Origin of the sequence: Rhizobium sp. BR 249, assembly GCF_047445895.1 — a bacterium.
Lineage (GTDB): Bacteria > Pseudomonadota > Alphaproteobacteria > Rhizobiales > Rhizobiaceae > Rhizobium.
Map to the genome: position 1 here is coordinate 172,530 of NZ_JARWKX010000008.1, position 25,551 is coordinate 198,080.

27 protein-coding genes are annotated in these 25,551 nt (G+C 62.0%); 5 read left to right on the forward strand and 22 right to left on the reverse strand.

The annotated features are described in order from the left end of the window. Positions 1 to 238 precede the first annotated feature (238 nt). The 18 genes from QD408_RS10300 to QD408_RS10385 all read right to left on the reverse strand — a co-directional run bounded on the left by QD408_RS10300 (position 239) and on the right by QD408_RS10385 (position 15,260). Complete coding sequence (locus tag QD408_RS10300; RefSeq protein ID WP_088681255.1) at positions 239 to 589, reverse strand: hypothetical protein; 351 nt, start codon at positions 587 to 589, stop codon at positions 239 to 241. 363 nt (positions 590 to 952) lie between these two features. Then, the gene (locus QD408_RS10305; RefSeq protein ID WP_088681254.1) at positions 953 to 1,258 is read right to left on the reverse strand and encodes a hypothetical protein; all 306 of its coding nucleotides are present in this window, start codon (positions 1,256 to 1,258) and stop codon (positions 953 to 955) included. A gap of 138 nt (positions 1,259 to 1,396) precedes the next feature. Then, a complete protein-coding gene (locus QD408_RS10310) occupies positions 1,397 to 1,819 on the reverse strand; it encodes a secondary thiamine-phosphate synthase enzyme YjbQ (protein WP_414139226.1) in 423 nt (140 codons plus the stop codon). 107 nt (positions 1,820 to 1,926) lie between these two features. Next, on the reverse strand, positions 1,927 to 2,679 hold the full coding sequence (locus tag QD408_RS10315; protein ID WP_414139227.1) for a carbonic anhydrase: 753 nt from the start codon (positions 2,677 to 2,679) through the stop codon (positions 1,927 to 1,929). Between the two features lie 141 nt (positions 2,680 to 2,820). Beyond that, positions 2,821 to 3,174 (reverse strand): DUF1428 domain-containing protein, encoded by a 354-nt coding sequence (locus tag QD408_RS10320; protein ID WP_414139228.1) that lies wholly within the window; start codon positions 3,172 to 3,174, stop codon positions 2,821 to 2,823. Between the two features lie 83 nt (positions 3,175 to 3,257). Beyond that, complete coding sequence (locus tag QD408_RS10325) at positions 3,258 to 3,854, reverse strand: DUF922 domain-containing Zn-dependent protease (RefSeq protein ID WP_414139229.1); 597 nt, start codon at positions 3,852 to 3,854, stop codon at positions 3,258 to 3,260. A 129-nt stretch (positions 3,855 to 3,983) separates the two neighbouring features. Then, on the reverse strand, positions 3,984 to 4,382 hold the full coding sequence (locus QD408_RS10330; protein WP_088681249.1) for a DUF427 domain-containing protein: 399 nt from the start codon (positions 4,380 to 4,382) through the stop codon (positions 3,984 to 3,986). An 80-nt stretch (positions 4,383 to 4,462) separates the two neighbouring features. After that, positions 4,463 to 5,161, reverse strand: a complete 699-nt coding sequence (locus QD408_RS10335) for a B3/4 domain-containing protein (RefSeq protein WP_414139230.1) — start codon at positions 5,159 to 5,161, stop codon at positions 4,463 to 4,465. A gap of 3 nt (positions 5,162 to 5,164) precedes the next feature. Further along, complete coding sequence (locus QD408_RS10340) at positions 5,165 to 6,064, reverse strand: DMT family transporter (protein ID WP_414139231.1); 900 nt, start codon at positions 6,062 to 6,064, stop codon at positions 5,165 to 5,167. Positions 6,065 to 6,138: 74 nt separating this feature from the next. Next, positions 6,139 to 6,945, reverse strand: a complete 807-nt coding sequence (locus tag QD408_RS10345; protein ID WP_414139232.1) for an AraC family transcriptional regulator — start codon at positions 6,943 to 6,945, stop codon at positions 6,139 to 6,141. Between the two features lie 68 nt (positions 6,946 to 7,013). After that, on the reverse strand, positions 7,014 to 7,802 hold the full coding sequence (locus QD408_RS10350) for an APH(3')-II family aminoglycoside O-phosphotransferase (protein ID WP_414139233.1): 789 nt from the start codon (positions 7,800 to 7,802) through the stop codon (positions 7,014 to 7,016). Then, the gene (locus QD408_RS10355) at positions 7,799 to 7,960 is read right to left on the reverse strand and encodes a hypothetical protein (protein WP_414139234.1); all 162 of its coding nucleotides are present in this window, start codon (positions 7,958 to 7,960) and stop codon (positions 7,799 to 7,801) included. Before QD408_RS10355 ends, QD408_RS10350 begins: the two co-directional genes overlap by 4 nt. A gap of 96 nt (positions 7,961 to 8,056) precedes the next feature. Next, complete coding sequence (locus QD408_RS10360) at positions 8,057 to 9,106, reverse strand: DUF930 domain-containing protein (protein ID WP_414139235.1); 1,050 nt, start codon at positions 9,104 to 9,106, stop codon at positions 8,057 to 8,059. A gap of 181 nt (positions 9,107 to 9,287) precedes the next feature. Then, positions 9,288 to 9,581 carry a GYD domain-containing protein gene (locus QD408_RS10365; RefSeq protein WP_088681243.1) on the reverse strand — a complete coding sequence of 98 codons (294 nt, stop codon included), beginning with the start codon at positions 9,579 to 9,581 and terminating at the stop codon, positions 9,288 to 9,290. A gap of 316 nt (positions 9,582 to 9,897) precedes the next feature. Then, positions 9,898 to 11,952: an RNA polymerase sigma factor RpoD gene (gene rpoD / locus QD408_RS10370; protein ID WP_414139236.1), complete on the reverse strand. Its 2,055-nt coding sequence runs from the start codon at positions 11,950 to 11,952 to the stop codon at positions 9,898 to 9,900. Positions 11,953 to 12,421: 469 nt separating this feature from the next. Continuing rightward, positions 12,422 to 12,769 (reverse strand): GFA family protein, encoded by a 348-nt coding sequence (locus tag QD408_RS10375; protein WP_414139237.1) that lies wholly within the window; start codon positions 12,767 to 12,769, stop codon positions 12,422 to 12,424. 11 nt (positions 12,770 to 12,780) lie between these two features. Beyond that, the gene (gene tdh / locus QD408_RS10380) at positions 12,781 to 13,818 is read right to left on the reverse strand and encodes an L-threonine 3-dehydrogenase (RefSeq protein WP_414139238.1); all 1,038 of its coding nucleotides are present in this window, start codon (positions 13,816 to 13,818) and stop codon (positions 12,781 to 12,783) included. Positions 13,819 to 14,072: 254 nt separating this feature from the next. Next, positions 14,073 to 15,260: a glycine C-acetyltransferase gene (locus QD408_RS10385; protein ID WP_414139239.1), complete on the reverse strand. Its 1,188-nt coding sequence runs from the start codon at positions 15,258 to 15,260 to the stop codon at positions 14,073 to 14,075. Positions 15,261 to 15,432: 172 nt separating this feature from the next. On the opposite strand from QD408_RS10385, the gene QD408_RS10390 reads away from it, so the two are divergent. Both QD408_RS10390 and QD408_RS10395 read left to right on the forward strand, forming a co-directional pair. Further along, positions 15,433 to 15,675, forward strand: coding sequence for a type II toxin-antitoxin system VapB family antitoxin (locus tag QD408_RS10390; protein ID WP_088681238.1), 243 nt, complete (start codon positions 15,433 to 15,435; stop codon positions 15,673 to 15,675). After that, entirely contained in the window at positions 15,675 to 16,097 is a 423-nt protein-coding gene (locus tag QD408_RS10395; RefSeq protein WP_414139240.1) for a type II toxin-antitoxin system VapC family toxin, read from the forward strand. Before QD408_RS10390 ends, QD408_RS10395 begins: the two co-directional genes overlap by 1 nt. Before the next feature lie 22 nt (positions 16,098 to 16,119). On the opposite strand, the gene recQ is transcribed toward QD408_RS10395, so the two are convergent. Both recQ and dnaG read right to left on the reverse strand, forming a co-directional pair. Beyond that, positions 16,120 to 17,985: a DNA helicase RecQ gene (gene recQ, locus QD408_RS10400; RefSeq protein WP_414139241.1), complete on the reverse strand. Its 1,866-nt coding sequence runs from the start codon at positions 17,983 to 17,985 to the stop codon at positions 16,120 to 16,122. Continuing rightward, positions 17,985 to 19,979 carry a DNA primase gene (gene dnaG / locus QD408_RS10405; protein ID WP_414139242.1) on the reverse strand — a complete coding sequence of 665 codons (1,995 nt, stop codon included), beginning with the start codon at positions 19,977 to 19,979 and terminating at the stop codon, positions 17,985 to 17,987. The genes recQ and dnaG overlap by 1 nt, the downstream gene beginning before the upstream one ends. 666 nt (positions 19,980 to 20,645) lie before the next feature. Here dnaG and QD408_RS10410 point away from each other — a divergent pair. Continuing rightward, on the forward strand, positions 20,646 to 21,545 hold the full coding sequence (locus QD408_RS10410; RefSeq protein ID WP_414139243.1) for a hypothetical protein: 900 nt from the start codon (positions 20,646 to 20,648) through the stop codon (positions 21,543 to 21,545). Here the strand turns inward: QD408_RS10410 and QD408_RS10415 are convergent. Beyond that, the gene (locus tag QD408_RS10415) at positions 21,526 to 21,978 is read right to left on the reverse strand and encodes a GatB/YqeY domain-containing protein (protein ID WP_414139244.1); all 453 of its coding nucleotides are present in this window, start codon (positions 21,976 to 21,978) and stop codon (positions 21,526 to 21,528) included. The two genes, QD408_RS10410 and QD408_RS10415, sit on opposite strands and share 20 nt — an antisense overlap. 270 nt (positions 21,979 to 22,248) lie before the next feature. Between QD408_RS10415 and carA the strand changes: the two genes are divergently transcribed. Beyond that, positions 22,249 to 23,454: a glutamine-hydrolyzing carbamoyl-phosphate synthase small subunit gene (carA, locus tag QD408_RS10420; RefSeq protein WP_414139245.1), complete on the forward strand. Its 1,206-nt coding sequence runs from the start codon at positions 22,249 to 22,251 to the stop codon at positions 23,452 to 23,454. 287 nt (positions 23,455 to 23,741) lie between these two features. Then, the gene (locus tag QD408_RS10425; RefSeq protein WP_088681233.1) at positions 23,742 to 24,062 is read left to right on the forward strand and encodes an antibiotic biosynthesis monooxygenase family protein; all 321 of its coding nucleotides are present in this window, start codon (positions 23,742 to 23,744) and stop codon (positions 24,060 to 24,062) included. Between the two features lie 18 nt (positions 24,063 to 24,080). On the opposite strand, the gene QD408_RS10430 is transcribed toward QD408_RS10425, so the two are convergent. Next, a complete protein-coding gene (locus QD408_RS10430) occupies positions 24,081 to 25,484 on the reverse strand; it encodes an MATE family efflux transporter (protein ID WP_414139246.1) in 1,404 nt (467 codons plus the stop codon). Positions 25,485 to 25,551 lie beyond the last annotated feature (67 nt).

Below are 25,551 nucleotides of genomic sequence, written 5' to 3' on the forward strand. Positions count from 1 at the left end.
TCCCCGTAAACGGGGCGAAGGGAACGGGGCGCAACCTCTCCGTCCCTCTCTTACCTCTCGCGTGGCACGTCCCCTCGCCCCGTTTTTACGGGGAGAGGGCTAGGGTGAGGGGCCGCGTTCATCGCGCAAACCGGACAGCCGTGACCTTGATAAAACTGCGCCGCGCGTCTTCCCGGACACGCGGCGCAGTAAAAGTTGCTCATTCCGTTCCGGCAAGCCGGGCGGTATTCTTCTGAAATCAGCGGCGCAGCGGAGGGCAGCCGCGGACGTTGGCGAAGCTCATCTCGTCGGGGCCGCGACGTGTCCAGCCCTGCACGATGACGCGGCGCGGGGTGATGTCGACGACGCGCGCGCGGCGGAAGCCGTAGTCACGGGCCATGTCTTCGGCAAGGCGCGGATCGCAGGCGCGCATCGGGCGGCGGCCGTAGCCCTGCGGCGGCGGTACACGACGGTAATCCGGCGGCGGCGGACCGCGGTCCGGCTCGCCGATAATGATATTGAGCTGGGCGGCGGCCGGAGCCACCGTGCCGGCAAGAGTGCCGACGGTCAGCATGGCGGCAAGACCCGCCTTTGCCAGAAAATGCATCATCAAAAACCTCTCCTTTGAAGTCGGTGCGGTCAAGCCGCCCTCCCCACGACCCCATCACGCGGAAGCGTCGTCTGGGAATCACCTGTACGAATCTGACAAGAGACGGCGGAAAGTGGCGCCGTCAAGGCAAAACGGCCGGAAGCGGCGTATCGAGCCTCCGGCCGCAGCCCTTACAGCGCCGAGTGTCTTTTAAGACGCACAGAACACTGCAACACTTTCAGCCTTCGTGTCGTGCTAGAGCGGTTCAGCTTTTCACGGAAGCGCAGAACCGCTCTAGCCTTTTGGATTTACGCAATTCCCGGCAAAAGCGCTTCGCGCTTTGCCTGAGAAAACCGCTTCGCACTTTTCCTGGAATTGCTCTAGTTAGCGCCGGATCAGCGGGCAGCCGCGGACATTGGCGAAGACCATCCGGTCCCAGCCGCGACGGTCACGCCCGGCAACGACGACGACGCGCGGCGACATGCGGGTGATATGAGCTCTGTGCAGACCGAAGTCGCGCGCCTTGCGCACCGCATGCATCGGAGAGCACCCGCGGATCGGGCGATGGTATTGCGCCTCGACGATGAAGTTCGTCTGCGGCCCTGCCGCCGCCGCCGTGGAAGCCGTTGCCGGAATGGCGCAGAGGGCGAGCACTGCGGCAAAGCAAGCCTTGGTGAGGAAATGCGTCATGAGGTGTCTCCGTCGATTGGTAAGACCTAAGCTCTCCCTTCAGGGATTGTCTCGACAGTAACCGCGGTAAACTGAACGGTGTTCGAACCGCCCATTCAGTTTGCATTCACAAGAGGATGACACCGAAGCGGCCAGACCTCACGGGCTGAGATGCAGCACGATTTCGCGCCGGTGCGGCCGGTCGCGATGTTCGAAAAGATAAAGGCCCTGCCAGGTGCCGAGCGTCAGGCGCCCGCTTGAAACCGGAATGCCGATCGAAACCTGCGTCAGCGCCGATTTGATATGCGCCGGCATGTCGTCCGGCCCTTCGTCCCTATGGATGACCCAGCCCATCGAGGCATCGGAGGCCGGCGGCACGAGGCGGCCGAAGAAGGAGAGAAGGTCGGTTTTCACATCGGGATCGGCATTCTCCTGGATCAGCAGCGAACAGGAGGTATGGCGCACGAAGACGGTCAGAAGCCCCTCCGCCTGCCCCGAGGAACTGACGAAGGCCTCCGCCTGACCGGTGAATTCGTAAAGGCCCTGCCCACGCGTGGACAGGGTAAGGATCGTCTGGGGCAAGGCGCTCTCCCATCTCGCAAGCATACCGCCAGCGAGGTGGCGCGCCGTGAGCGACAAGTCAAGACTTGACCGGGCAAGGGCAGTTTGCCCAGGCAAGCCAGCTTGCCCTAAAAGGAGGACAGGATGAAGCGTCGGTTGGCGGCCAGCACCGGCCGCGCATTCCTCGGATAGAGCGCCGTGAAAGCCTTTATGTCCTTCTCGTCGACCTCGATCGGCTGCTTCAGCACCATCCAGTCGACGATCTCGCTGCAGGGCGGCGTCGTCAGCGACCCCTCGTAAGACCAGTAGGCGCGCTCCTTCGGCAGGAAGCCGTTCGGGTCGACATCCTCCACGGCCGCTTCGCCGCCTGCCGTTTTCGGAAAAGCCGCCGCCAGCCGCGAAAAACCTGCATTGGCCGCCCCCAGCGTCACGAACACGCCGAGCACCCCAAGCGCGCCGGTCTCCTTGTGCTTGTGGACGAAATGCGCCTCCATCGGGAAGCTCCTGCCGTCGACATGATGCTCGCTCGGGGCATGAAAATGATATTGCAGCAGCTCGTAGCGGCTGCCGTCGCGCGAAAGCCCGCTGCCTCCAGGCATATTGATCTGGATCGTGTGGCCGTTATTGACCATCTTGCCGCCCGGCTTCCAGTCGATCGCCAGCGGCGGAAGCTCCGCCTTGACCGCGCCGGCCAGGTCGAGCGGCGATTGCTGCGAACCGGCCGAACAGGCGGCATTCTCCGGCGCCATCGCGCCCCAGTGGTCGGGGCCGGACTGGCCCTCATAGCTCCAATGCGCACTCTCCGCCGCAAAGCCTGCCTTGGCGCAGGCCGGGCAGGCGCCGAGCACAATCATTCCCTTGATGAAATCACGTCGCTGCATATCCGTTTCCCTCATCGGCTGGCGGCCGCTGCGGCCTGACCAAACCTACGGCGGGACTATATCACAGGCGGAAACGGACTGAACGCACTGGTGCGACGAAAGCCCTGCAGCGCCCTTCGCGTGTCTAAAAAGACACGTCGATCAGAGCTTGAGCAGCGTCTCGAAGCCGCCATAAATCATGCGCCTGCCATCGAACGGCATCTGCCATTGGTCGCCCTTGAGCCTGGGATCGTTCATCACCTTGGCATTGATATCGTCACGCTCCTGCCGGGACCGGTAGGTGATCCAGGAAAACACCACCACCTCGTCCTCCGTGGCCTGCACGGCGCGCGGGAAGGATGTCAGCTCGCCATAGGGCACGTCGTCGCCGATGCATTCGACATATTCGAGCGCGCCGTATTCCTTCCAGATCGACCCCGCGAACGTCGAGAACTCCTTATAGGCCTCGACATTCTCCTTCGGCACCGCGACGATGAAACCATCGACATAGGACATTGCATTTCTCCTCCGCTGTCCTCGTGAGCGGAGAGATAGGAGGCCGGGCGGACAGGTCCAGACAAAGTCGGTTTCCCGCCCGATCAGTGCCCATTCACCAGCTTGAGGATGAGCTGCTGGATATTGCCGCCGTCGCCCATTTCCACCTTGTCGAAGTCGCGGCCGCGCTGACGCTGCTTCGCGGAAATCTCGCCGAGGCGCCGGGTCAGTTCGACCCTGATCTTCTTGCAATCGGGGTCGTCGGCGACGGTGAGGCCGATGCTCATCGCCTCGATTTCCCGAACCATGTCCTTGATGGTGTCGCCATGCACCCGCTCATGCGCCGCAACGCCCGAAACGAAGGTCTCCCAGTTGCCCTTGACGGCCGCCGGCAGATCGCCGGCCGGTTTCGGCAGCGTATAGGTGATGATGAGCTTCGGCCGGTTGGTCGTAATCACGCAGGCATTGCCCTGCGTTTCGTATTTCCGGGTCCAGGTCAGCTTGAAGGTCGTATGCGCGATGACCCGGCCGGTGACGCCGGCCTTCGGCCCCCGCTCCCCGATCGATTCGTAGAGCTCCGCTCCGGTCTTGCCTGATATCGAATAGGGCCGCACTTCTTCGACCGCCTGCCATTCGGCCGATGCAACAGGCGCTGACGCGAAAAACGCCGCCAGCACATAGGATAGAAAACGTCTCGTCACGCACGCCCCCGGATGATGTTTCGCGCGAAACTAGAGCAATTCCGGGAAAAGTGCGAAGCGGTTTGTCAATTGGTACGGGCTGACATCACCGGATTATGCAAAAAGTGGTTCCCCCTTTCTTCGGCCGGATCAGAAGGTGCCCGCCTCGGGCGAAGCCATTTCCTCGATTCCATCGACCCGGTCGGGATAGAAGGCGAGATGGTCCTTGATGCTGCTGACGGCGGCATGCGGCGCCTCGTAGGTCCAGACGGCATTCTTCGAACGCTCGCCGCCAAGCGCGATGCTGTAATAGGAGGCATCACCCTTGTAAGGGCAATGCGTGCTGTGATCGGTGCGCTGAAGCAGCGACATGTCCACATCCCCGCGTGGGATATACTGCACCGGCGGATAGGAGGCCTCGCGCAGCGTCAGCGCATTGTGGGTATCGGCAATCGTCCTGCCGCCGACGGTGACGACGACGCGGGAGAGATTGTGCTCGACGGTGATCGGATGGTCCGGCCCTGGAATCTTGATCGACTTGTCCAACATGGGTTCGTCTCCAGAAGATATCGGTCCCCCTGAGATAGGGCGCCCATGCCGCCGGCCCAAGGCCTGAATGCCGCGTTGCCTCAACGTTCGAATTCGAAACGCGGTGAAGCCGAGGTCAGCATCGCCGTCTTCGGCACGACCGGCCAGTGACGCGCAAGCTCATCCGCGACCGTCGCGACCAGCCTGCCGATATCCTCGCCGGCGGAAGCATGCAGCGCCTCGGCGACGATCAGCGCTGAGCCCGTCGTCTCCCGCACCGCCGAAAGCCCGCTCTGCCGGTTCGTCCAGCGCCGTGCATGCGCCCTCCCCTCGCCATCCGCGAAGATCACCTCGTCCGGCTCGGGATGCTCGGTCTCGCCGCCGAAGGTCAGATAGGTCTCACGCCCCGTTGCCCGCCGCACCTCGAGATCGCCCGCAATCTTATTCGTGTCGAAGACGGCGATGGGAATCGCGAAGGCGAGCGAAATCGCATTGCAGAGATCGACGAGCGGATGGAGGCGCGGCAGTCCATGCTCCTGGCGGAAGCGGCGCAGCAGCGCTTCGGAAGCGCAGCGATATTGCGTCGGCTTCAACCCCATGCGGGAAAAGCCGCGCCGCCACGCCTGGATCTCCGGGAATTCGCCTTCCTGCGCTTTGGCGAGCCGCGCCTCGGCGATGGCGTTGAAGCTTGCGACCGCCTCTTCGACGTCCGCCCCCGCCTGAACGCCTTCGGCATGGAGCACGCCGGCGCGAAGCTCCGGAAATGCCTGCCATATCGCCTCCGAATGGCTGAACTGCATGGTCTATCTCCCCTCGATGAATTTCGGCTCGGTGCGGCTGCCGGCAAAGGCAAGCCCGAACACGGCCGCAAGCACGCAGGCGATGCCGGCGATCTGGTTGAACCCGACCGGCTCGCCGAGAATGGTGAAGGCGAGAATGACGGCGGAAACCGGGGCAAGCGCGGTGAACAGCGAGGCCTCCGTGCCGCTTACCCTTTCGGCGCCCGCATACCAGAGCAGGAAGCCGCCGACCGTCGGCACCAGCGCATAATAGACGACGGCAGCGATGGCACTGGTGGAAAACCCATGCGCGAGAGGCGCCTCGAAAACAGCCGGAACGACCGAAACGACGAAGCCGATGCCGGTCACCAGCGTCGATTGCACAAGCGGCGGAATGTCGATCGTCAGCCGCTTGTTCAACAGGATGAACAGCCCCTCGCAGACGACTGCCAGGAAGATCAACGCATTGCCGGCAAGCGACCCGCCGGCGGCCTCCGGCGTGAAGGCGATCGAAAATACGCCTGCACTCGCCAGCCCCACGGCAAAAAGCAGCGCGCGCCGCGGCCGCTCGCGAAGCAGCAGAATGGAGATCGCCGCCGAGACCACCGGCAGCGTACCGATGATGACGCCGGCATCCGCCGCCGAGGTCAGGCTGAGGCCGGAGATCAGCAGCGTGGTATAACCGACGCTGCCGGCGCCGGCCTGAACGAAAAGAATGAGACGGTCATGTCGGGAGAGCTTCGGCAGCCGAACTCCGCTCGCCCGCATCAGCAGAAAAAAGACGGGAAGAGCGAGAGCGAAGCGCAATGCGGTGGCAGTGAACGGCGGCAGGCCGGCCGCGATCAGCTTGCTCGCAATGACGGTGCTTCCGACCGTCAGCATGGCGAGCGCCAGATAGAAATATCCTTGAACCTGTTTCGACATTCAGCGCCTCCTGTTGGCGCGCCGAGAAAACAGCAGGGATGATCAAGGGTCTTGAACGAAATTGCAGCCGCCGTTCAAAGAAAAGCGTTGGCGTAAGAGCGTGGCGACAGGCCATACTTGCGCACGAAGACCCGCGTCATGTGGCTCTGGTCGGCAAAGCCGCTGGCAAAGGCGGCTTCGGCAAGCGGCACGCCCTGAGCGATCAGCCGCCGCGCAATATGGATGCGGGCCTGCACGAGATAGGCATGCGGCGTCAGTCCCGTCGCCCTGGCAAAGCCGCGCAGCACCTGGAACCGGCTGAGCCCGCTTTCCCGGGCAAGATCGGCGAGCGAGACGGCGGCCAGCGGATCGCTGTCGATCAGATCCCGCGCCGCGCGGATGGACGCCGGCACCGCCGGTCGCTCCTCCTCTTCGGCGCGCTCGCGCATGACGTCGGCGACGAGTTGCAGAAGCAGTTCCTCATGCAGCAGTCCCGGACTTGCCGTGGCCTCGGTGAGGGCGCGAAACAGCGTTTCGAAGCGGGCGGCAATGCGTGGACTGCGGATGACGGGATGCGGGATCTCCGATCGTCCCGCACCGCTCTCGCTGATCTCACACGACAGACCGGTGACGATGGCAGGATCGAAATAGAGGATGCGCCAGGATCGCCCCTCACCGATCGGCGCGCCGTCATGCACCTCGTTCGGATTGACGGTGATGATCTCGCCGGCCTCGGCCTCCACCATGCCGCGCCCGCTCAGCGATTTCTGCGCGCCCGCAGAAATGAGGCCGATGCCGAACTGCTCATGCGTGTGCCTGGCGAAGCTGTGCTGCGTTTGCGCCTCCACCGCTTCGATGCCGGCAACCGCCGAGCGCAGCATTCTGAACTGATTTTTCGGCATTTCTGGTCCGCCGCTCCGCTCCGGCCACTTTGCCAGCCGGACGCATGGCACGCAACCGCTGGAGCCGTTCAGAAGAACTCGTCGAGCAGCCGGTAATAATCGAGCCGCGCCCGATCCGGCGCCGGCAGGCCGTAGCGATCGAGAAAAGGCTGAACCAGCGCCTCGCCGAAATTGTGGGCGATGCTGCGGCAGGCAAGCGCGATATCCTGATGGCGGTCGGCGAGACCGAGACGGCTGCAATCGATATAGCCCGAGAACCGGCCGTCGGAAGCGATGAAATTCGGCAGACAGGCATCGCCATGCGCAACGACGAGGTCCTCGCCGTCCGGCCTCATGCTCTCGAGCGCGGCAAAAAGCTCGGCAGCGCTTTTCCCAAGCCGGGCCGCATCGAAATCCTCCTCGTCGACGATCCCTGCATCCATATGCGCCTTCGCCACCGGCAGGCGCTTTTCCAGGCGGTGATCGAACGGACAGGAAGCGATCGGCAGGCGATGAAGATCGAACAGTGCCTCCGCCAGCAGCTCGACGCGGGCGAGCGGCGTCAGCGCCGCAGCGCTGGCAAGGTCGCTCCCCGGCAGCGCGCTCAGCAGCAGCCAGTTGCGCTCGCTGTCGCTTTCCCGTGCAATCACATCAGGACATGCGAGACCCGAGGCCTTGAGCCAGCCGAGCCGGGCCGCCTCATCGGCAAGCTCGCCGAACGGACCCGCCGCCTCGACCTTCAGATAAAGCGCCGGCAGGCCCTCGCCTTCCAGCCGGAAAACGCTCGCCGCCGACTTGCCGAGCGCATCCCGCTCCATCCGGTAGCCGGACAGGCGCGCACCAAGCGGCCCAGTCGGCAATCTGTCGGAGAATGTCAATGAATCGTTTCGGCGGGCGCTGCTTCGAGAAGGACCTCGAAAGCCTCTTCAAGCGCCGCCACCAGAATATCGGTCAGCTCGTCGGATTTGTTTTCCAGGAACCGCATGCTCACGGCTTCGTCCTGACGCTCCAAAAACTGCTCGATTTCGTTCGACATATCATTGTCCCTTCTTCACCGTACCATCACGGCCATGGGGAAACGATAAGGGCGCTTCCTTGCGCGTGGCTTGTTGTGAGCGGCGGATCGCATCAACTACTCACGAATGCTGTAGGTCGCATACTGGCTACGAGGGATCAACCCGCCAGCTTCATGAGCGAACGAGACGACTTTCGTGGCATCCTCGTTAACCTCACAACGAAACCGAATTCGATACCAACCCTCAGCAGTACGGAAAGCCGCGCTCTTGATATCGAGAACGGTGCCACGTGATAATCCGAAAGTAGGCACTATGATTGGCTGAAAGCTGGGCGAACCATGCATGAGCTGTTGCTGGAGCTCATTGCCGCAAAGCTGTGCGACACGTCTGCCACGCGGCACACCATTCATCGCGATTCTCGCCATCGGATCATCGTCGGCTGTCTGCGAAAATAATGTCTTAGCCTTAGGCAGATCGTTCTTTGCAACATCTGCCTTCGGCGGTTCAGGGGGCTTCTGCTCCGGCGGCGGGACGGCCTCGATAGCGGTCTTGGCTTCACTGTCGGCTTCTGCCAGAGGCGCATTGCGCTCAGAAGAGACATCGGCCGTAGCAATCTCGGGAAGGTTCACATCATCCGGAACCGGCCTTGCAGGTGGCGTCTCAGCCTGCGGTTTTTCCACGGCAACCTTCGCAGGCTCTTGTTCCGGTTTTGCGCCATGCTCAGGTGCTGTCGTCGCGGGCTTCGCGTCGCCCTGGGAGGAGTTCCCCGCCGTCGATTTTTTGGGTCCGCTGTCCCTGTCGCCGAACTCGAAGACAGGTCTCAAACTGGGCATGGGGGCGGCAGACCTGGCTTGCTCAGATGGCTTATTTCCAGCTGGCGGAGGTGGCGGAGGAGGAGGCGCGGCCTTTGCCTGCTCTTGCGGCTTCTCCTTCGGTTTTTCCTCGGCCTTCTTTTCCTCCGGCTTCTTCTCCTCCGGCGGCGGCACGAGTTCCACCTTCACGCTCTCGTCTTCCGGAGGCTTCGGCTCGATCTTCGGCAGGCCAAAAATCAGCAGCGCGAGAAGCGGAACGTGCAAGAGTAGGGACACACCGACACCCCAGCGGATTTCGGGCCGCCGTCTTGCCGTTTCGTGATTCGCCTCTGCCAGGTCCACTTCGTCTGTCACAGCAGCGATGTGGCCTCTAAAGCCGGCAGCATCAAGCCGTTAACGGAAAAAACCTCGTGATCGCGGCGAAGTCATCCGATGGCGCGCACTATCTCTTTCCCCAGGCTTGGGCAACGGAGCACCGACGAGCGGGGCCGAAACCGCGACCTTGATGGGAATGGGTGCCAAACTTCCGCATGTGTTAACTGAGTGAGCCGATGAGGTCCCGATAGGCGGCCTCCGGGAAGGCCTTGAGCGTCTGGGTTCGGACATTGCCGCCCATCGCCAGTGACAGGGTAAAATGCGCCATTACGGCGTCATCGGGCGCTTCGCAGACGGCGACCATGTCGTGCCCGCCCATCGTCAGAAAGAATTGATTGATTGAACCGCCGACGCCGGCGAGCAGTTTTTTCGCCGCGTCCAGCCTTTTTGCCGAGTCGCGAACGTTGCGAATGCCTTGATCCGTCCAATTGATCAAAAGAATGTAAGTGGTCATTTCGCACCTCCCCGGGCATGATGCCGAAAAGTGTAAGCGGTTTTCGGACAACATCATGCCCAATTTTTCGAGGTAGGTTCGGATTCAGATTTGAGGCCGATCCGGCCTAAAATCATCCGGACCTAGCGGAGGATCAGTCCACGCAGGGACGCGTCGACTCTCGCTCGCATTGCGATTGATCTCTTCCCCCGTGGCCGGATTATAATCCTGTCGCCACGGAGGGACAAGAAAACCGCCGGGATCATTGGTACTAATCACAAAAGCAAAAGCCGGGCACGAGGCCCGGCTTTTCAATCAGAATAAAGTCGTCGACGCCTTAGCTGTCGAGGAACGAGCGCAGCTTTCTCGAGCGGCTCGGATGCTTGAGCTTGCGCAGCGCCTTCGCTTCGATCTGGCGGATACGTTCGCGCGTGACCGAGAACTGCTGGCCGACTTCTTCGAGCGTATGGTCGGTATTCATGCCGATGCCGAAGCGCATGCGCAGCACGCGCTCTTCGCGCGGCGTCAGCGAGGCGAGAACGCGGGTCGTCGTCTCGCGCAAGTTCGCCTGGATGGCGGCGTCGATCGGCAGCAGCGCGTTCTTGTCCTCGATGAAATCGCCGAGATGCGAATCTTCTTCGTCGCCCACCGGGGTTTCAAGCGAGATCGGCTCCTTGGCGATCTTCAGGACCTTGCGCACCTTTTCGAGCGGCATGGCGAGCTTTTCGGCCAGTTCTTCCGGCGTCGGCTCGCGGCCGATTTCATGCAGCATCTGGCGCGATGTACGGACAATCTTGTTGATCGTCTCGATCATGTGCACCGGAATGCGGATCGTGCGGGCCTGGTCGGCGATCGAGCGGGTGATCGCCTGACGGATCCACCACGTCGCATAGGTCGAGAACTTATAGCCGCGGCGGTATTCGAACTTGTCGACCGCCTTCATCAGGCCGATATTGCCTTCCTGAATGAGGTCGAGGAACTGCAGGCCGCGGTTCGTGTACTTCTTGGCGATTGAAATGACGAGGCGAAGGTTCGCTTCGACCATTTCCTTCTTGGCGATGCGCGCTTCGCGCTCGCCCTTCTGCACCATATGCACGATGCGGCGGAATTCCGAGATCGAAATGCCGGTTTCCGTCGCGAGATTCTGGATCTCCTGGCGGATGTCGCGGATCGTCGTGTTCTCGGCCTTGGCGAATTCCTTCCAGCCGCGGGCGGCCAGATTGCCGATCGACTTCATCCAGTTCGGATCGAGCTCGGCGCCCTGATACTGCTCCAGGAACGAGTCGCGTTTGACGCCGTAGGATTCGGCCAGACGCAGCAGGCGGCCTTCGTTCTGCACGAGGCGCTTGTTGATGTCGTAGAGCTGCTCGACCAGCGCATCGATACGGTTCTGGTTGAGCGACAGCGACTTCACGGCCTTGATCAGTTCGTCCTTGAGCTCCTTGTAGCGGCGCTCCTGGGCGGAAGACAGCGTGCCGGTGGCCGCCAGGCGCTGCTCGACCTGCTGGTCCTGCAGCTTGCGCAGCTTCTTGTAGGTCTCGGCGATGATGTCGAGCGTTTCCATGACCTGCGGACGAAGCTCGGCTTCCATCGCGGCGAGAGAGAGGTTGGATTCGTCCTCGTCCTCTTCTTCCTCTTCCGGAGGCATGCCTTCGCCGCCGACATCGGTAATGTCGTCGTCACCGGAGCGCGCGCGCCGGGTCTTTTCCTTCTCCTCGGCAGCCTTGCGGTCGGCCTCGATCTTCTCGGGGCTCTGGAACTGCGGCGCAGCCTTGGCTTCCGGACCGGAATAGGTCGTTTCGAGATCGATGATCTCGCGCAGCAGCGTCGTGCCTTCGTTGAGTTCGTCGCGCCAGATGATCAGCGCCTGGAAGGTCAGCGGGCTCTCGCAGAGGCCGGCGATCATCGTCTCGCGGCCGGCTTCGATCCGCTTGGCGATGGCGATTTCGCCCTCACGGGAAAGAAGCTCCACCGAGCCCATCTCGCGCAGATACATGCGCACCGGATCGTCGGTACGATCGGTCGGTTCTTTCTTCTTGGCGGTCGCAAGCGCGGTGCCGCTCGAAGGCGCGAGTTCGCCGCCTTCGCTGTCGTCATCGCCGCCGGCATCGTCGTCATCGCCGCCGGAAGCTCCTGCCTCTTCGGCTTCCTCGTCCTCGATGACGTTGATGCCCATGTCCGACAGCATCGACATCGTGTCTTCGATCTGCTCTGATGTCACTTCCTCGGACGGCAGGACCGCATTGAGCTCGTCCATCGTCACGTAGCCGCGCTTCTTGGCGGCCTTGATCATCTTCTTGACCGCGTCGTCGGAAAGATCGAGAAGAGGGCCGTCGCTTGCGCCGTCGCGTTCGACTTCCGCGTCTTCGTTCTCTTTGACCTTGGTTGCCATTTATATCGTCGCCTTCCTGACGCTATCCAATCTCGCTACGGTGAATGGGCCGTCTCAGGGCCTGACGCGCCGCTCGCGTCGCCCTTGAATCACCTGAGCCCACCTAACGGGATGACATTTAAAGTCTGATTAACCACGATCGCCGGTACCGGACAGCAAAGCTTTCTTGCCTTTGGATTTCCGGCCATGGTTGCGCGATCCGCCTTGACCCTGTTCACCGTTTCAACAAGTCGAACGGTGATTCCCACATTTTTTGTTCTCGTCAAGCTTTTCCAGAAAAAAAGCCCGCGAAAACTCGGAAAAAGCCTTATCCACAGGCTTTGAACCGCGGCTGCGATTGCGAAGCTTATTTAAGAAGCGGCGAACAAAAGACAAGGGCGGCCGGAATTTTGCCCGCCGCCCCAGTTGTTCCGGCCATTTCCTGCAATTGTGCCGACGGTATATTCGCCTCTCTCCGGGCAAATATTGGCTAACGTGCCTGGCCGTCGTAAGGCGTTACCTTCAGCGCGCCGAGATCGATCGCCGGAATGCAGCGCAGGTTGATCGAGGCCATCGCCGCACCGTTCGGCGCCACGCCCTCGCCGAAGGGGGCGATGCCGCAATTGGCGCAGAAATGATGCTTGATGACATGCCGGTTGAAAGTATAGGTCGAAAGATCGTCTTCCGGTGTCTTCAGCGCCAGTTTCTCGCGCGGCACGAAAGCGAGAAGCCCTCCCCGCCTGCGGCAGAGCGAACAGTTGCAGTCCAGCGCCTCGGTGAATTCGCCTTCGACCTCGAAAGCGACGTTGCCGCAATGGCAGCTTCCCTCGTAAAGCATTTCGTTCTCCCTCACATCCAGTCCATCACGACCTTGCCTGAATTGCCCGACCGCATCGCCTCGAAGCCGTCGCGGAATTCGTCGATCTTGATGCGATGGGTGATGACGGGCGAAAGGTCAAGCCCGCCCTGGACGAAGGCGATCATCTTGTACCAGGTCTCGAACATCTCGCGGCCGTAAATGCCCTTGAGATTGAGCATCTTGAAGATCACCTTGTTCCAGTCGATCTCGAAACCGGCGGGCGCGATGCCGAGAATGGCGATCTTGCCGCCATTGTTCATCTTGTCGATCATGTCGCGGAAGGCGGGAGCGGCGCCCGACATTTCGAGCCCGACATCGAAACCCTCCGTCATGCCGATCGCCTTCATCACATCGGCGAGATTTTCCTTCGACGCGTCGACGACGTGATCGATGCCGAGCTTGCGCGCCAGCGCCAGCCGGTGCGGATTGATATCGGTGATGACGACCTTGCGAGCGCCCGAACGCTTGGCGACGAGCGCCCCCATGATGCCGATCGGCCCGGCGCCGGTGACGAGCACGTCCTCGCCGACGAGATCGAAGGAGAGTGCTGTGTGCACCGCATTGCCGAACGGATCGAAGATCGCGGCGATCTCGTCTGATATATCGTCCGGGATCGGCACGACATTGCTTTCGGGAATGCAGACGAATTCGCCGAAGGAGCCCGGCCGGTTGACGCCGACGCCGAGCGTGTTGCGGCAGAGATGCCCCCTGCCCGCCCGGCAGTTGCGGCACTTGCCGCAGACGATATGCCCCTCGCCCGAGACCCGCTCGCCGACATGATAACGTGTGACCGCCGAACCGATTTCGGCGATCTCGCCGCAGAATTCATGGCCGACGACCATCGGCACCGGAATGGTCTTCTGCGCCCACTGGTCCCAGTTCCAGATATGCACGTCGGTGCCGCAGATCGCCGATTTCTTCACCCGGATCAGCACATCGTTCGGCCCCACCTCCGGCACCGGCACGTTCTCCATCCAGAGCCCGACCTCCGGCTTCGACTTCACCAGCGCCTTCATCATGTTCGACATCGACAATATCCCGCCCTTGTTCTGGCGCCGACTTTGCGACTCCCTCTTCTCCCCAGCGGGGAGAAGGTGCCCGTAGGGCGGATGAGGGGGCCGCACGGCACACCATATAATGCTTGGTTTGTTTCTCGCTTATCGCTCGAAACCTCGCTTCGCTCGCCCCCTCATCTGTCCTGACGGACACCGAACCGGGGTCGAGCCGCAGGTCTCGCCCCGTCCTTCGGACCCCCGCTGGGGAGAAGCGGGAGCAGCCTCGCTCAAATCACACCCAGTTCCCGCCCAGCTTCCGCAAAGGCCGCAATCGCCCGCTCCACATCCGCCTTCGAATGCGCCGCAGACATCTGCGTGCGGATGCGAGCCTGGCCCTTCGGCACGACGGGGAAGGAGAAGCCGATCACATAAATCCCCTTCTTCAGCATCAGCCCCGCCATGTCCTGCGCCAGCTTGGCATCACCCAGCATGACGGGAATGATCGGATGGCCCTTACCGGCAAGCGTGAAGCCGAGCTTCGTCATCTCGCGGCGGAAGAGATCGGCATTGTCGGAAAGGCGCTGGCGCAGGGCATCGCCGTTTTCGATGAGATCGAACACTTTCAGCGAAGCCGCAGCGATAACAGGCGCCAGCGTGTTCGAGAACAGATAAGGCCGCGAGCGCTGCCGCAGCCATTCGACGATCTCGGCTTTCGCCGAGGTATAACCGCCGGAGGCACCGCCGAGCGCCTTGCCGAGCGTGCCGGTGATGATGTCGATCCGGCCTTCGACGCCGCAATATTCCGGCGAACCGCGGCCATTCCTGCCGACGAAACCAACCGCGTGGCTGTCGTCGACCATGACCATGGCGCCATATTTTTCGGCGAGATCACAGACGCCGCCGAGATTGGCGATGATGCCGTCCATCGAGAAGACGCCGTCGGTGGCGATCAGCTTGAAGCGGCTGCCTTCGGCCTTTTTCAGCTCCTCTTCGAGCGCCGCCATATCGTTGTTGGCGTAGCGGAAGCGCTTGGCTTTCGAAAGACGCACGCCATCGATAATCGAGGCATGGTTCAGCGCATCCGAGATGATCGCATCCTCTTCGCCGAGCAGCGTCTCGAACAGGCCGCCATTGGCATCGAAGCAGGAGGAATAGAGGATCGTGTCTTCCATGCCGAGGAAGGAGGAGATACGGGCTTCGAGCTGCTTATGCTCCTCCTGCGTGCCGCAGATGAAACGCACCGAGGCCATGCCGTAGCCGTAGCGGTCGAGCGCCTTCTTGCCGGCCTCGGCCAGTTCCTCGTTGTCGGCAAGGCCGAGATAGTTGTTGGCGCAGAAATTCAGCACCCGCTCGCCGGAAACAACGGCGATTTCGCCGGCCTGCTTCGAGGTGATGACGCGTTCGGACTTGTAGAGGCCGGCGTCCTTGAGAGAGGCGAGTTCAGATTGCAGGTGGGAGAGAAATGCTTTTGTCATTGTAAGCGCCCTTTTCTCCAAAACATTCTCCGATGGGCGCTGCAATTAGCACAAAGCAAGTGCAGATGTCGCCGATCCGGTACGAAATATTTTCACAAAGGAAGGCCGGCAGCGAGAGAAATTGAAATGAATATTCAAAAATGATATCTGTATATGCAAAAGGAATATCAACGTGGCGCTTTATATCAGAGACCCTGAAGTAGACGAGCTTGCGAGTGAGCTGCAGCGCCTGACCAAGGCTGCGACAAAAACCGAGGCCGTGCGAACCGCACTCCATCATGAGCTTACGCGCGCGCGGCAAAGCCGGCCGCTGCATGAACGCCTCACGCGCGCAAAATCGCTGGCGGATGCGATGGGAGCAAACGACCCGTCATTCGACATGAAGAAATTCAGCGACGACATGTGGGGCAGCTGATGTTTATCGACGCATCGGCGATCGTCGCCATTCTTGCGCGAGAGCCCGGCCATGAGGAACTTGAGAAGGCTCTGGCGGCATCGGGCGATCCCATTATGCACATCTCGCCCCTTGCCCGCTTCGAGGCTATCCAGGCGCTCGCACGGCAGAAGACGCCCGCAGGCAGGAAAACGACACCCGAACTTCTAAGGGCATCGGCCGAAGCGGTCGACGCATTCGCCGAAGATCTGATTCTCGAAGAGATTTCGATCTCGCATGAGATCGGCGAAGATGCGCTGTCTGCAAGCATGAACTATGGAAAAGTCATTGGTCATCGGGCAGACCTGAATTTCGGCGATTGCTTTGCTTATGCTTGCGCCAAAGCACTGAAAACGCGGCTTCTCTACAAAGGCAACGATTTTCTTCACACAGACCTTGCCTAACCAACTGCTCCGCGAGGCCGGCCTATTGGCCGTGCGAGAGAATGATATCGAGAAACGCGTCACCGTAGCGCTCGAGCTTCGACTGGCCGACGCCTGATATGCCGAGCAATTCCTTGCGGCTGCGCGGCCGTTCCGTTGCAAAGGCAATGAGCGTCGTATCTGGAAAGACGACATAGGGCGGCACGCCGAGCGACTTGGCGATCGACATGCGCTCGGCCCTGAGCGCCTCGAAGAGGCTGCCATCGGCGCCGGACAGTGCCGATTTGCGCTCGCTGCGCTCCGCCTTCTTCGTGCGCCGTTCCGAGGCCGGCCGGTCCTTGCGGAAGAAGACCTGCCGCTCGTGCTTGAAGACGGCGCGCGACTCCGGCTCCAGCTTCAGCGCGCCATAGGCTTCATGATCGATGCGGATCAGCCCCATGGCGAGCAGCTGGCGATAGACGGATTGCCATGTGCGCGCCGGAATGTCCTTGCCGGCGCCGAAGACCGGCATATTCACATGGCCGAAACGCTCGGTCTTTTCGTTGACGTTGCCGACCAGCACGTCGATGACGTGACCGGCACCGAAGCGTTCGCCGGTGCGGTAGACGGCGGCGAGCGCCTTGATCGCGGCTTCCGTGCCTTCCCAGGTCTCGACCGGCTTCAGGCAGGTGTCGCAATTGCCGCATTGGCCGGCATGCGCCTCGCCGAAATGGGCAAGGATCGCCTGCCGGCGGCAGGAAGCGGTTTCGCAGATCGCCAGCAAGGCATTGAGCTTGGCGCGCTCGACCCGCTTGATCTCGTCGGCGGCACTGCCCTCGTCGATCATCCGGCGGCGCTGGATGACGTCGGCCATGCCATAAGCCATCCAGACCTCGGACGGCAGGCCGTCGCGGCCCGCGCGTCCCGTCTCCTGGTAGTAGGCTTCCACCGAGCCCGGAAGATCGAGATGGGCGACATAGCGCACGTTCGGCTTGTCGATGCCCATGCCGAAGGCGACGGTGGCGACCAGGCAAAGGTTTTCCTCTTTCAGGAAGGCATCCTGATTGGCGTCACGCAGCGCCCGGTCCATGCCGGCATGGTAGGCAAGCGCGCGAACTCCCTGCCCGTTCAGCCAGTCAGCCGTATCCTCGACCTTGGCGCGCGACAGGCAGTAGACGATGCCGCTGTCGCCCTTGTGACCGGAGAGGAAGCGCAGAAGCTGCTGGCGCGGCTGGTCGCGCTCGACGATTTCATAGGCGATATTCGGCCGGTCGAAGCTGGTGGTGAAGATCTCGGCATTCTCGAGCCCCAGCCGCTCGACGATATCGTCGCGCGTATGCGGATCGGCCGTTGCCGTCAGCGCCACGCGGGGCACACCCGGATATTGCTCGCCGAGCCGGCCGAGCTCGCGATATTCCGGCCGGAAATCATGGCCCCATTGCGAGACGCAATGGGCCTCGTCGATCGCAAACAGCGCGATCTTCTCGTTGGCGATCAGGTCGCGGAAACCATCGGTCAGGATGCGCTCGGGCGTTACGTAGAGAAGGTCGAGCCGGCCTGATGAAAGCGCGCGGCGAACCTCGACGAACTCCTCGCGCGACAGCGACGAATTGAGTGCGCCGGCGCGGATGCCGAGCTGCTTCATCGCCTCCACCTGATCGCGCATCAGCGCAATCAGCGGCGAGACGACGATACCGACACCGTCACGGCAGAGCGCCGGGATCTGGAAGCACAGCGATTTGCCCGCGCCCGTCGGAAAGAGCACCACCGCGTCGCCGCCGGAAACCACGTGCTCGACGACCTGCTGCTGCTTGCCGCGGAAGGAGGAATAGCCATAGATCTGCTTCAGCACGTCGAGCGGCGCGCGGCCAGCCGAAAACAGCGCGTCGGAAGCGGAAAAGCCCGGTTCATTGCGTTCGCTGAGCGGCATCAGTGGTTCGCCGCCCCTTTGACGCGGCCGGAAAGCACGCCGAAGCCGTCGATGATCGCCTCCTGGTTTTCGAGGCGCACCCCTTCGAAATGCACTTCCTGCTGTGCCCGCATCAGCTGGGCTATGGCCTCGCCGTCTCCGGCTTCGGTCGCGAGCGCAATCTCGCGCTCCAGTTCGATCTTCTGCCGGCGCAGCGCCTTCGCGCGTTTGTGGAAGGCGAGCGCCTGGCGGTATCCCTCGCGCGCATCCTCCATCGCCGCCTCCTCGGTCGCCGTCCACAGCCGGGCATTGCGCACCTGCTGGTCGAGGCTCTTGATGAGCGGGCCGAAACCCTCGAATTCCAGCCGTTCGGTCAGATATTCCCGCGTCAGATGCGGACCGGCGACGGCCGCGGCTGCCCCCAGCATCGCCGACCAGAGCCGCTGCAGCGGCTTGCTGTCATATTCGATCGCGGCAATTTCGTCGTAATCGTCGATCATCAGCGAGGGATGGTTGACGATCGTCAGCGCCAGCACGCTCTCGCGCAGCGCCGTATTGTCCTGATGGCCGCGCACCAGGCCGGAGCGGGCGAGCCGGTCGGAAATGACGTTCGGGCTTTTCGGCCCCGCCTTGCCGGCATTGTCGCGGCCTGCCCGGCCGTTGAAGCCGCGCCGCTCGCCATTGCCGCGGTTCTGGAACTGCGGCTGGAAGAAGGCGTTCAGCCGGTCGCGAATGTCCTGCTGGTAGTGGCGGCGCACATTCTCGTCGGCGATGACGGCGACGAGCTGCTTCAGCCGCGCCTCCAGTTCGGCGCGCGCTTCGGGTGTGTCGAACTTGCCGGTGTTGATCTCCCGGTTCCAGAGCATCTCTGAGAGCGGCTTTGCCTGGCTCATCACCTTATCGAAAGGCGCGCGCCCGTCATCACGCACGAGATCGTCGGGGTCCTTGCCATCAGGCAGCAGCGCGAAACGGACGGAGCGGCCGGGCTTCAGATGCGGCAGCGCCAGTTCGGCGGCGCGATTGGCCGCACGGATGCCGGCGCCGTCGCCGTCGAAGCAGAGCACCGGCTGCGGCACCATTTTCCACAGCAATTCGAGCTGGTTTTCGGTGAGCGCCGTGCCGAGCGGCGCAACGGCATTCTCGACGCCCGCCTGATGGAGCGCGATCACATCCATATAGCCTTCGACGGCAATGATGGTGCCGGACGCGTTGTCGTCCTGGTGATCACCGCGCCCCGGCCCCTGGATTGCGCGGCGCGCACGGGCGAAATTGTAGAGCACGTTGCCCTTGTGGAAGAGCTCCGTCTCGTTGGAGTTCAGATATTTCGCCGGCGCATCTGATGACATGGCGCGGCCGCCGAAGGCGATGACCTTTTCCCGCGACGACAGGATCGGGAACATGATGCGGTCGCGGAAGCGATCGTAGGACACCGGCACGTTTTCATGCACGACGAGACCACAGGCCTCGATCTGCTCCTTGGTGGCGCCCTTGCCGGCGAGGAACTCCTTGAGCGCGTTGCGGCTGTCGGGCGCATAGCCAAGCCGGAAGGTCTCGATGGTGCGCCCCGTCAGCCCGCGGTCGCGCAGATAGGCGCGCGCCTTGGCTCCATTCGCCGTCTGCAACTGATCCTGGAAAAACTGCGTCGCCATTTCCATGACGTCGATCAGCGAGCCGCGCTCCTTTTCGCGCTTTTCCATCGCGGCATCGGCAAGCGGCATCGGCACGCCGGCCATGTCGGCAATCTGCTGCACGGCCTCGGGAAAACTCAGGCCCTCCAGTTCCGTCAGGAACCGGAAATGATCGCCGGTGACGCCGCAGCCGAAGCAATGGTAACGGCCTTTCCGGTCCTCGCAGTGGAAGCTCGGCGATTTCTCGCCGTGGAACGGGCAGCAGGCCCAGTAATCCCCGCGCGAAACGTTGGTCTTGCGCTTGTCCCAGCTCACGCGGCGCGCGATCACGTTCGAAATCGGAACGCGGTCGCGGATCTCATCGAGAAAGGTGTTGGAAAAGCGCATTTATACCTCTTGGCCAAGCTCCATATAAGCTGCTTTGCCGCGCCATGCCACGAAACTTGTCGGGAAAACCCGCTATTCACAGGCAAGTGCACCCATCGCCGACAGTGTCGGTTATCCGATCAACAACGCGTTATCGCCCCTGCGACAAGGGGTGCGACACTGTTATCGTCAGAGGTTGCGATTTCGGTTGCCGCCACTCTTCCATCGGGAGCTTCCGCCTTCGGAAACGCTGAATTAAAACGTTTTAAAACAGCAGCTTATCAATTCCCTCGATCGAGCGGCGTCATTGTCCGCCCAAGCGCCGAAACGCCGCTTCGACGCCTCCGAAACCGCCGTTTGCGGCAATCATTATTTTTTTGTAATTTGAATAAACAGCCGCCCGGCCATAGGTTCATCTCAACAAAGCGATCCCCGAGCGAAGCACCATCCCTACCCCCGGCGCCGCTTCGCAAGGGTGCCTTTGCAAATACCCTCCGGCTTGGGCCTCAGCCCTGCGTGCCGGCGGAAGCAAAGAGCAAGAAGGCAGGAGCGCCCCCAGCTCCTGCCTTCTTAATTTTTGGCTTCTCCTGATACAATTTCCCTTTGAAATTAACCGATTATTGACAAAGCCGTTGACAGGCGGCGGCAGCATGAAAGATGTATGCGCCGATATCCTGGACCCTCCCAATGGCCTTCACCGCTGAAAATCTTGCAGCAGACGATCGCTTTTCCGCTGCGATCCTGCATTGCGCCAATCAGTTGCTCGCGATCTATCGCGAAAGCCCGCGCATCGCCTCGATTTTCGCCGCGCAGCAGCGCTGGCTGATGGCCCATGCCGGCTTCGCGCTTCATTACGGCTATCCCGGCGATGGGAAGCGAGGCCTTTATTCCGGCCGCTTCATCGATTTCGCGGTGAGGAACGACATCGCCAGCCGCAACACGGCCGCCGCCTTCATGCAGGAGATGCTGGCCTATCGCTTCCTGCAGGCCGTTCCCGGCCCTGACAAGCGCACGCGCTACCTGGAACCCACCGAGATCGCCGAGCAGCATTTTACCCGGTGGCTCCTGGCGCACATGATGATCCTCGACAACCTCGACGGCGGTGAACGCGCTGCGAAGGTCGCCGCCGATCCTTCGGCGATGATGGCGGCCATCCAGCCGCTGATTGCAAGGGCGATCATCGACAGCCAGGCGGTGCGCAGCCCGGGCCCGACCTTCAACCTCTTCAACTGGGCGAATTCCGGCGGACTGGTGATGGATTACCTGATCTCGCGGCTTCCGGAATTTCCCCGGGCGGCCGAACGCGTCGTGGTCGGCCCGCTGTCGCTGCGGGAACTGCGCGAGCAGTTCATGATCTCCAACACCCACCTGAAGCGCCTTCTGACGCAGGCGTCGAATATGGGAAGCGTCGGCTGGACCGAGCCCTCCCGCAAGGGCGACTTCTGGCTGTCCGGCCCCTTCATCCTGGAATATTGGAATTATCAGGCGGCGAAATTCGCCATTATCGACGCCGCCGCCGAGGCGGTGCTCGGGCCTGCGGTCCACGAAGAACCGCAGGCGAGACGTTTTAGTTCAGCAGTTCTTTGACGGTCGCCGACGCCTTGGCGAAATCCATCTGGCCGGCATAACGTTCCTTGAGCGCCGCCATCACCTTGCCCATGTCCTTGACGCCCGAGGAGCCGGTCTCCGCAATGATCGCCGATATGTTGGCGCGCACTTCGCCGTCGGAAAGCTGCTTCGGCATGAAATCCTGAATGATGGTGATTTCGGCACGCTCCTTGGCGGCGAGTTCCGGGCGCGAATTCTCCTCGTAGATCTTGGCCGATTCGTCGCGCTGCTTCACCATCTTGGCGAGGATCTGCAGGATTTCGTCCTCGCTCGCCTCTCCCTTGCCGGTGCCGCGATTGGCGATATCGCGGTCCTTGATCGCGGCCTGGATGAGCCGGACGGTCGAAAGCCGCTCCGAATCCTTGGCCTTCATCGCCTCTTTCAGCTGGGTGGCGAGTTGATCGCGCAGCATGGTCTTCACTCCTTTTTTGATGCCGCTTCATAAACCACGCCGATGCGAGGGATCAAATAAATTGCGCGATCGGCGCGATAAACCGCAGGAAAACAGCCTCGATCTCGGCTACAAAGAGTTGACCGTGAGCGATTGCGTGGCTATCTACCGCCACCTGCACCAAAATTCGTGATCAGGCCTGAAGCGCGCGGCATTGCCGCGTCCACACGCCTGCGAGATCAAATGGCGACGAGCGCGGCAACGCGACCGACCGCCGGAAACGGGATGAAGATGACCGCGACAGCACCCTGGACAATCGAAAAGCCGACCGCCCTGCTCGTTCTTGCCGACGGCACCGTGATCGAAGGCAAGGGCATCGGCGCCACCGGCAAGGTCCAAGCCGAAGTGGTCTTCAACACGGCGCTGACCGGCTACGAAGAGATCATGACCGACCCTTCCTATCTCGGCCAGATCGTCACCTTCACCTTTCCCCATATCGGCAACATCGGCACCAACGATGAAGACATCGAGGACCTGACGCCCGCCGCCCGCCACGGCGCCGTCGGCGTCATCTTCAAGGCCGACATCACCGAACCCTCGAACTACCGCGCCGCCAAGCATCTCGACCAATGGCTGAAGGCGCGCGGCATCATCGGCCTCTGCGGCATCGACACGCGCGCGCTGACCGCCTGGATCCGCGAGAACGGCGCCCCGAACGCAGTGATTGCCCACGACCCGAACGGCGTCTTCGACATCGAGACGCTGAAAGCCGAAGCCAAGGCCTGGAGCGGCCTCGAAGGCCTCGACCTCGCCAAGATCGCCTCCTCGGGCCAGTCCCTACAATGGACCCAGACCCCCTGGGTCTGGAACGAAGGCTACGGCGAGCTCGGCGCAGCGGATGCGAAATACCACGTCGTCTGCCTCGATTACGGCGTCAAGCGCAACATCCTGCGCCTGTTTGCCGGGCTCGACTGCAAGGTCACGGTCGTACCCGCCGCAACGAGCGCCGAAGACGTGCTCGCCATGCAGCCGGACGGCATCTTCCTGTCGAACGGCCCGGGCGATCCGGCGGCAACCGGCGAATATGCCGTGCCGGTGATTCAGACGCTCATCAAAACCGACATCCCGGTCTTCGGCATCTGCCTCGGCCATCAGATGCTGGGCCTCGCCCTCGGCGCCAAGACCGAGAAGATGCATCAGGGCCATCACGGCGCCAACCACCCCGTCAAGGACCACACGACCGGCAAGGTCGAGATCGTCTCGATGAACCACGGCTTCGCGGTCGACTCGAAGTCGCTCCCCGACGGCGTTGAAGAGACTCATATTTCGCTTTTCGACGGCACCAATTGCGGCCTGCGCGTCCTCGGCAAACAGGTCTTCTCCGTCCAGCACCACCCCGAAGCCTCCCCCGGCCCGCAGGACAGCCACTACCTCTTCCGCCGCTTCATCAACATGGTGCGCGAGAAGAAGGGCGAACCGGCGCTCGCTGAGCGCTGATTTCAGGAGCTGCCCAGTTCAGATGAAGGCTCGCCGATAGGCGAGCCTTTAACATATTGACAAACCTCACTCTTCGTCATCCCAGGCCTTATGCCGCGGATCTGCTGCCCTATCGACTGTAGGCAGATGCTCGGGACAAGCCCGAGCATGACGAAAGAGAAGCTGGCGCGCTTTGTCAGCACTCCTAAGACTCGCCTGGGCGAACCTTTTTCTTTCCTTCCATATTGACCTCAACTTAACTTGAGGAATTACAGACCTACCTGCAGATCCATGATGCAGGAGAGAACATGAGCGGAGCTTTCTATCGAATCGACAAGTTCATCGTGCCGGCGGCGGCGCGGGAGGAATTTCTTGTCAAAGTGATGATGACCCATAAGCTGCTGGAGACGCAGGACGGTTTCATCGATCATCGGGTGCTGGAGCAGGTCGCCGGCCCAGGCGAATTCAATTTCGTCACGATTGCCGAATGGGAAAATACCGAGGTTGTCGAGCGCGCGCGGGCGGCCGTTGCCGCCGCTCACAAGGCGGCGAATTTCGATCCGCAGGAAATGTTTTCCCGTCTCGGCATTCGCGCCGATATCGCCAGCTACAAGCCCGTCGCGGCTTGAGGTAAGGGACCCGCCGGCTCAAGCGCCGACGGTCGCCCCTTCCCGGCGCAGGAGAATATAGAACCGCGCGCAGAGCATGATGGCGGCGGCCGCAAGCCCGACGAGGAAGCCGAACCAGATGCCGATGCCGCCGAAGCCGAGCGGGAAGGCGAAGGCCCAGGCGAGGAAGAAGCCGATCGGCCAATAGGCGATCAGCGCCATGATCATCGGCACACGCGCGTCCTTCAGGCCGCGCAGCAATCCGTTGGCGACCACCTGCAGCCCGTCGACGAGCTGAAAGAGACCGGCAACGACGATCAGCGGCCCGGCATAAGCGAGCACTTCAGGCGCTTCCGGCGAGCTGACATCGAGGAACCAGCTGCCGAGGAATTGCGGCAGGCTGGCAAAGAGCACCGAGCCGACCGCCGAGATAGCGCAGGCGAGGATGAGCACCATGATCGAGCCGCGCACCAGCCCGTCATAATCGCCCTGCCCGTGCGCGACGCCGACGCGCACCGTCGCCGCCTGGCTGAGGCCGAGCGGGATCATGAAGGCGATCGAAGCCCATTGCAGGGCGATGCCGTGGGCGGCGAGCTCGATGGTGCCGATATAGCCCATCAGCAGCGACGCCACTGTAAACAGGCTCACCTCGGCAAGCACCGTGACGCTGATCGGGAAACCGAGCCGGATGACCTCCAGCAGCGCATGCCAGTCGGGCTTCCAGAACCGCACGAAGATCTCGTAGCGCCGCGTTTCTTCCCGCCCCTGGACGAAGGCGAAAATGAAGAGGAAACCGGCCGTCTGCACCACGACCGAAACGATCGCCGCACCTTCGAGCCCCATCGCCGGAAAGCCGAAATGGCCGAGCACGAGGATGTAGGCGAAGATCGCATTCATCACCAGCGTGACGATGGTGACGTTGAGGATGATGCCCGCCTTGCCGATGGCGCTGACAAGCGCCCGCATGACGTTGAAAAGCAGGGCCGGCAGCACGCCGAACTGGCCGATGACGATGTAGCCATGGGCGAGCTTGGCCACCTCGGGCTTCTGCTGCGCGAAGAGAAGGATCTGTTCTGCATTGAAAAAGGCCGGTTGCGCGATGATCCAGAATCCGATCACCACCCACAGACCCATGCGCAACGAGCGGCGCACGGAGACGACGTCGCCCCGGCCATAGGCCTGCGCCACCATCGGAATGACGGCGATGGCAAAACCCGAGCCGAAGATCAGGATCGTGAACAGGAACTGGGCCGACAGCACCATGGCCGCCAGCTGCTCGGCGCCGAGGCGGCCGACGATCATCACATCGGTGGTATTGATGCCGAGCTGGGCGAGCTGCGCGCCGATCAGAGGAATGCCGAGCGCCAGCGTGGCACGGAAATGTGCGCTCCAACGATTATCGGTAGTCGGCGCAAGCCTGCGCGCGTCGATCGGCGTGTCCATGACACCAGTCCTGTGGTTGAAATATCCGTCGCCGCGCAGTTTTCCGGCGAAATATCATTCGGACTTA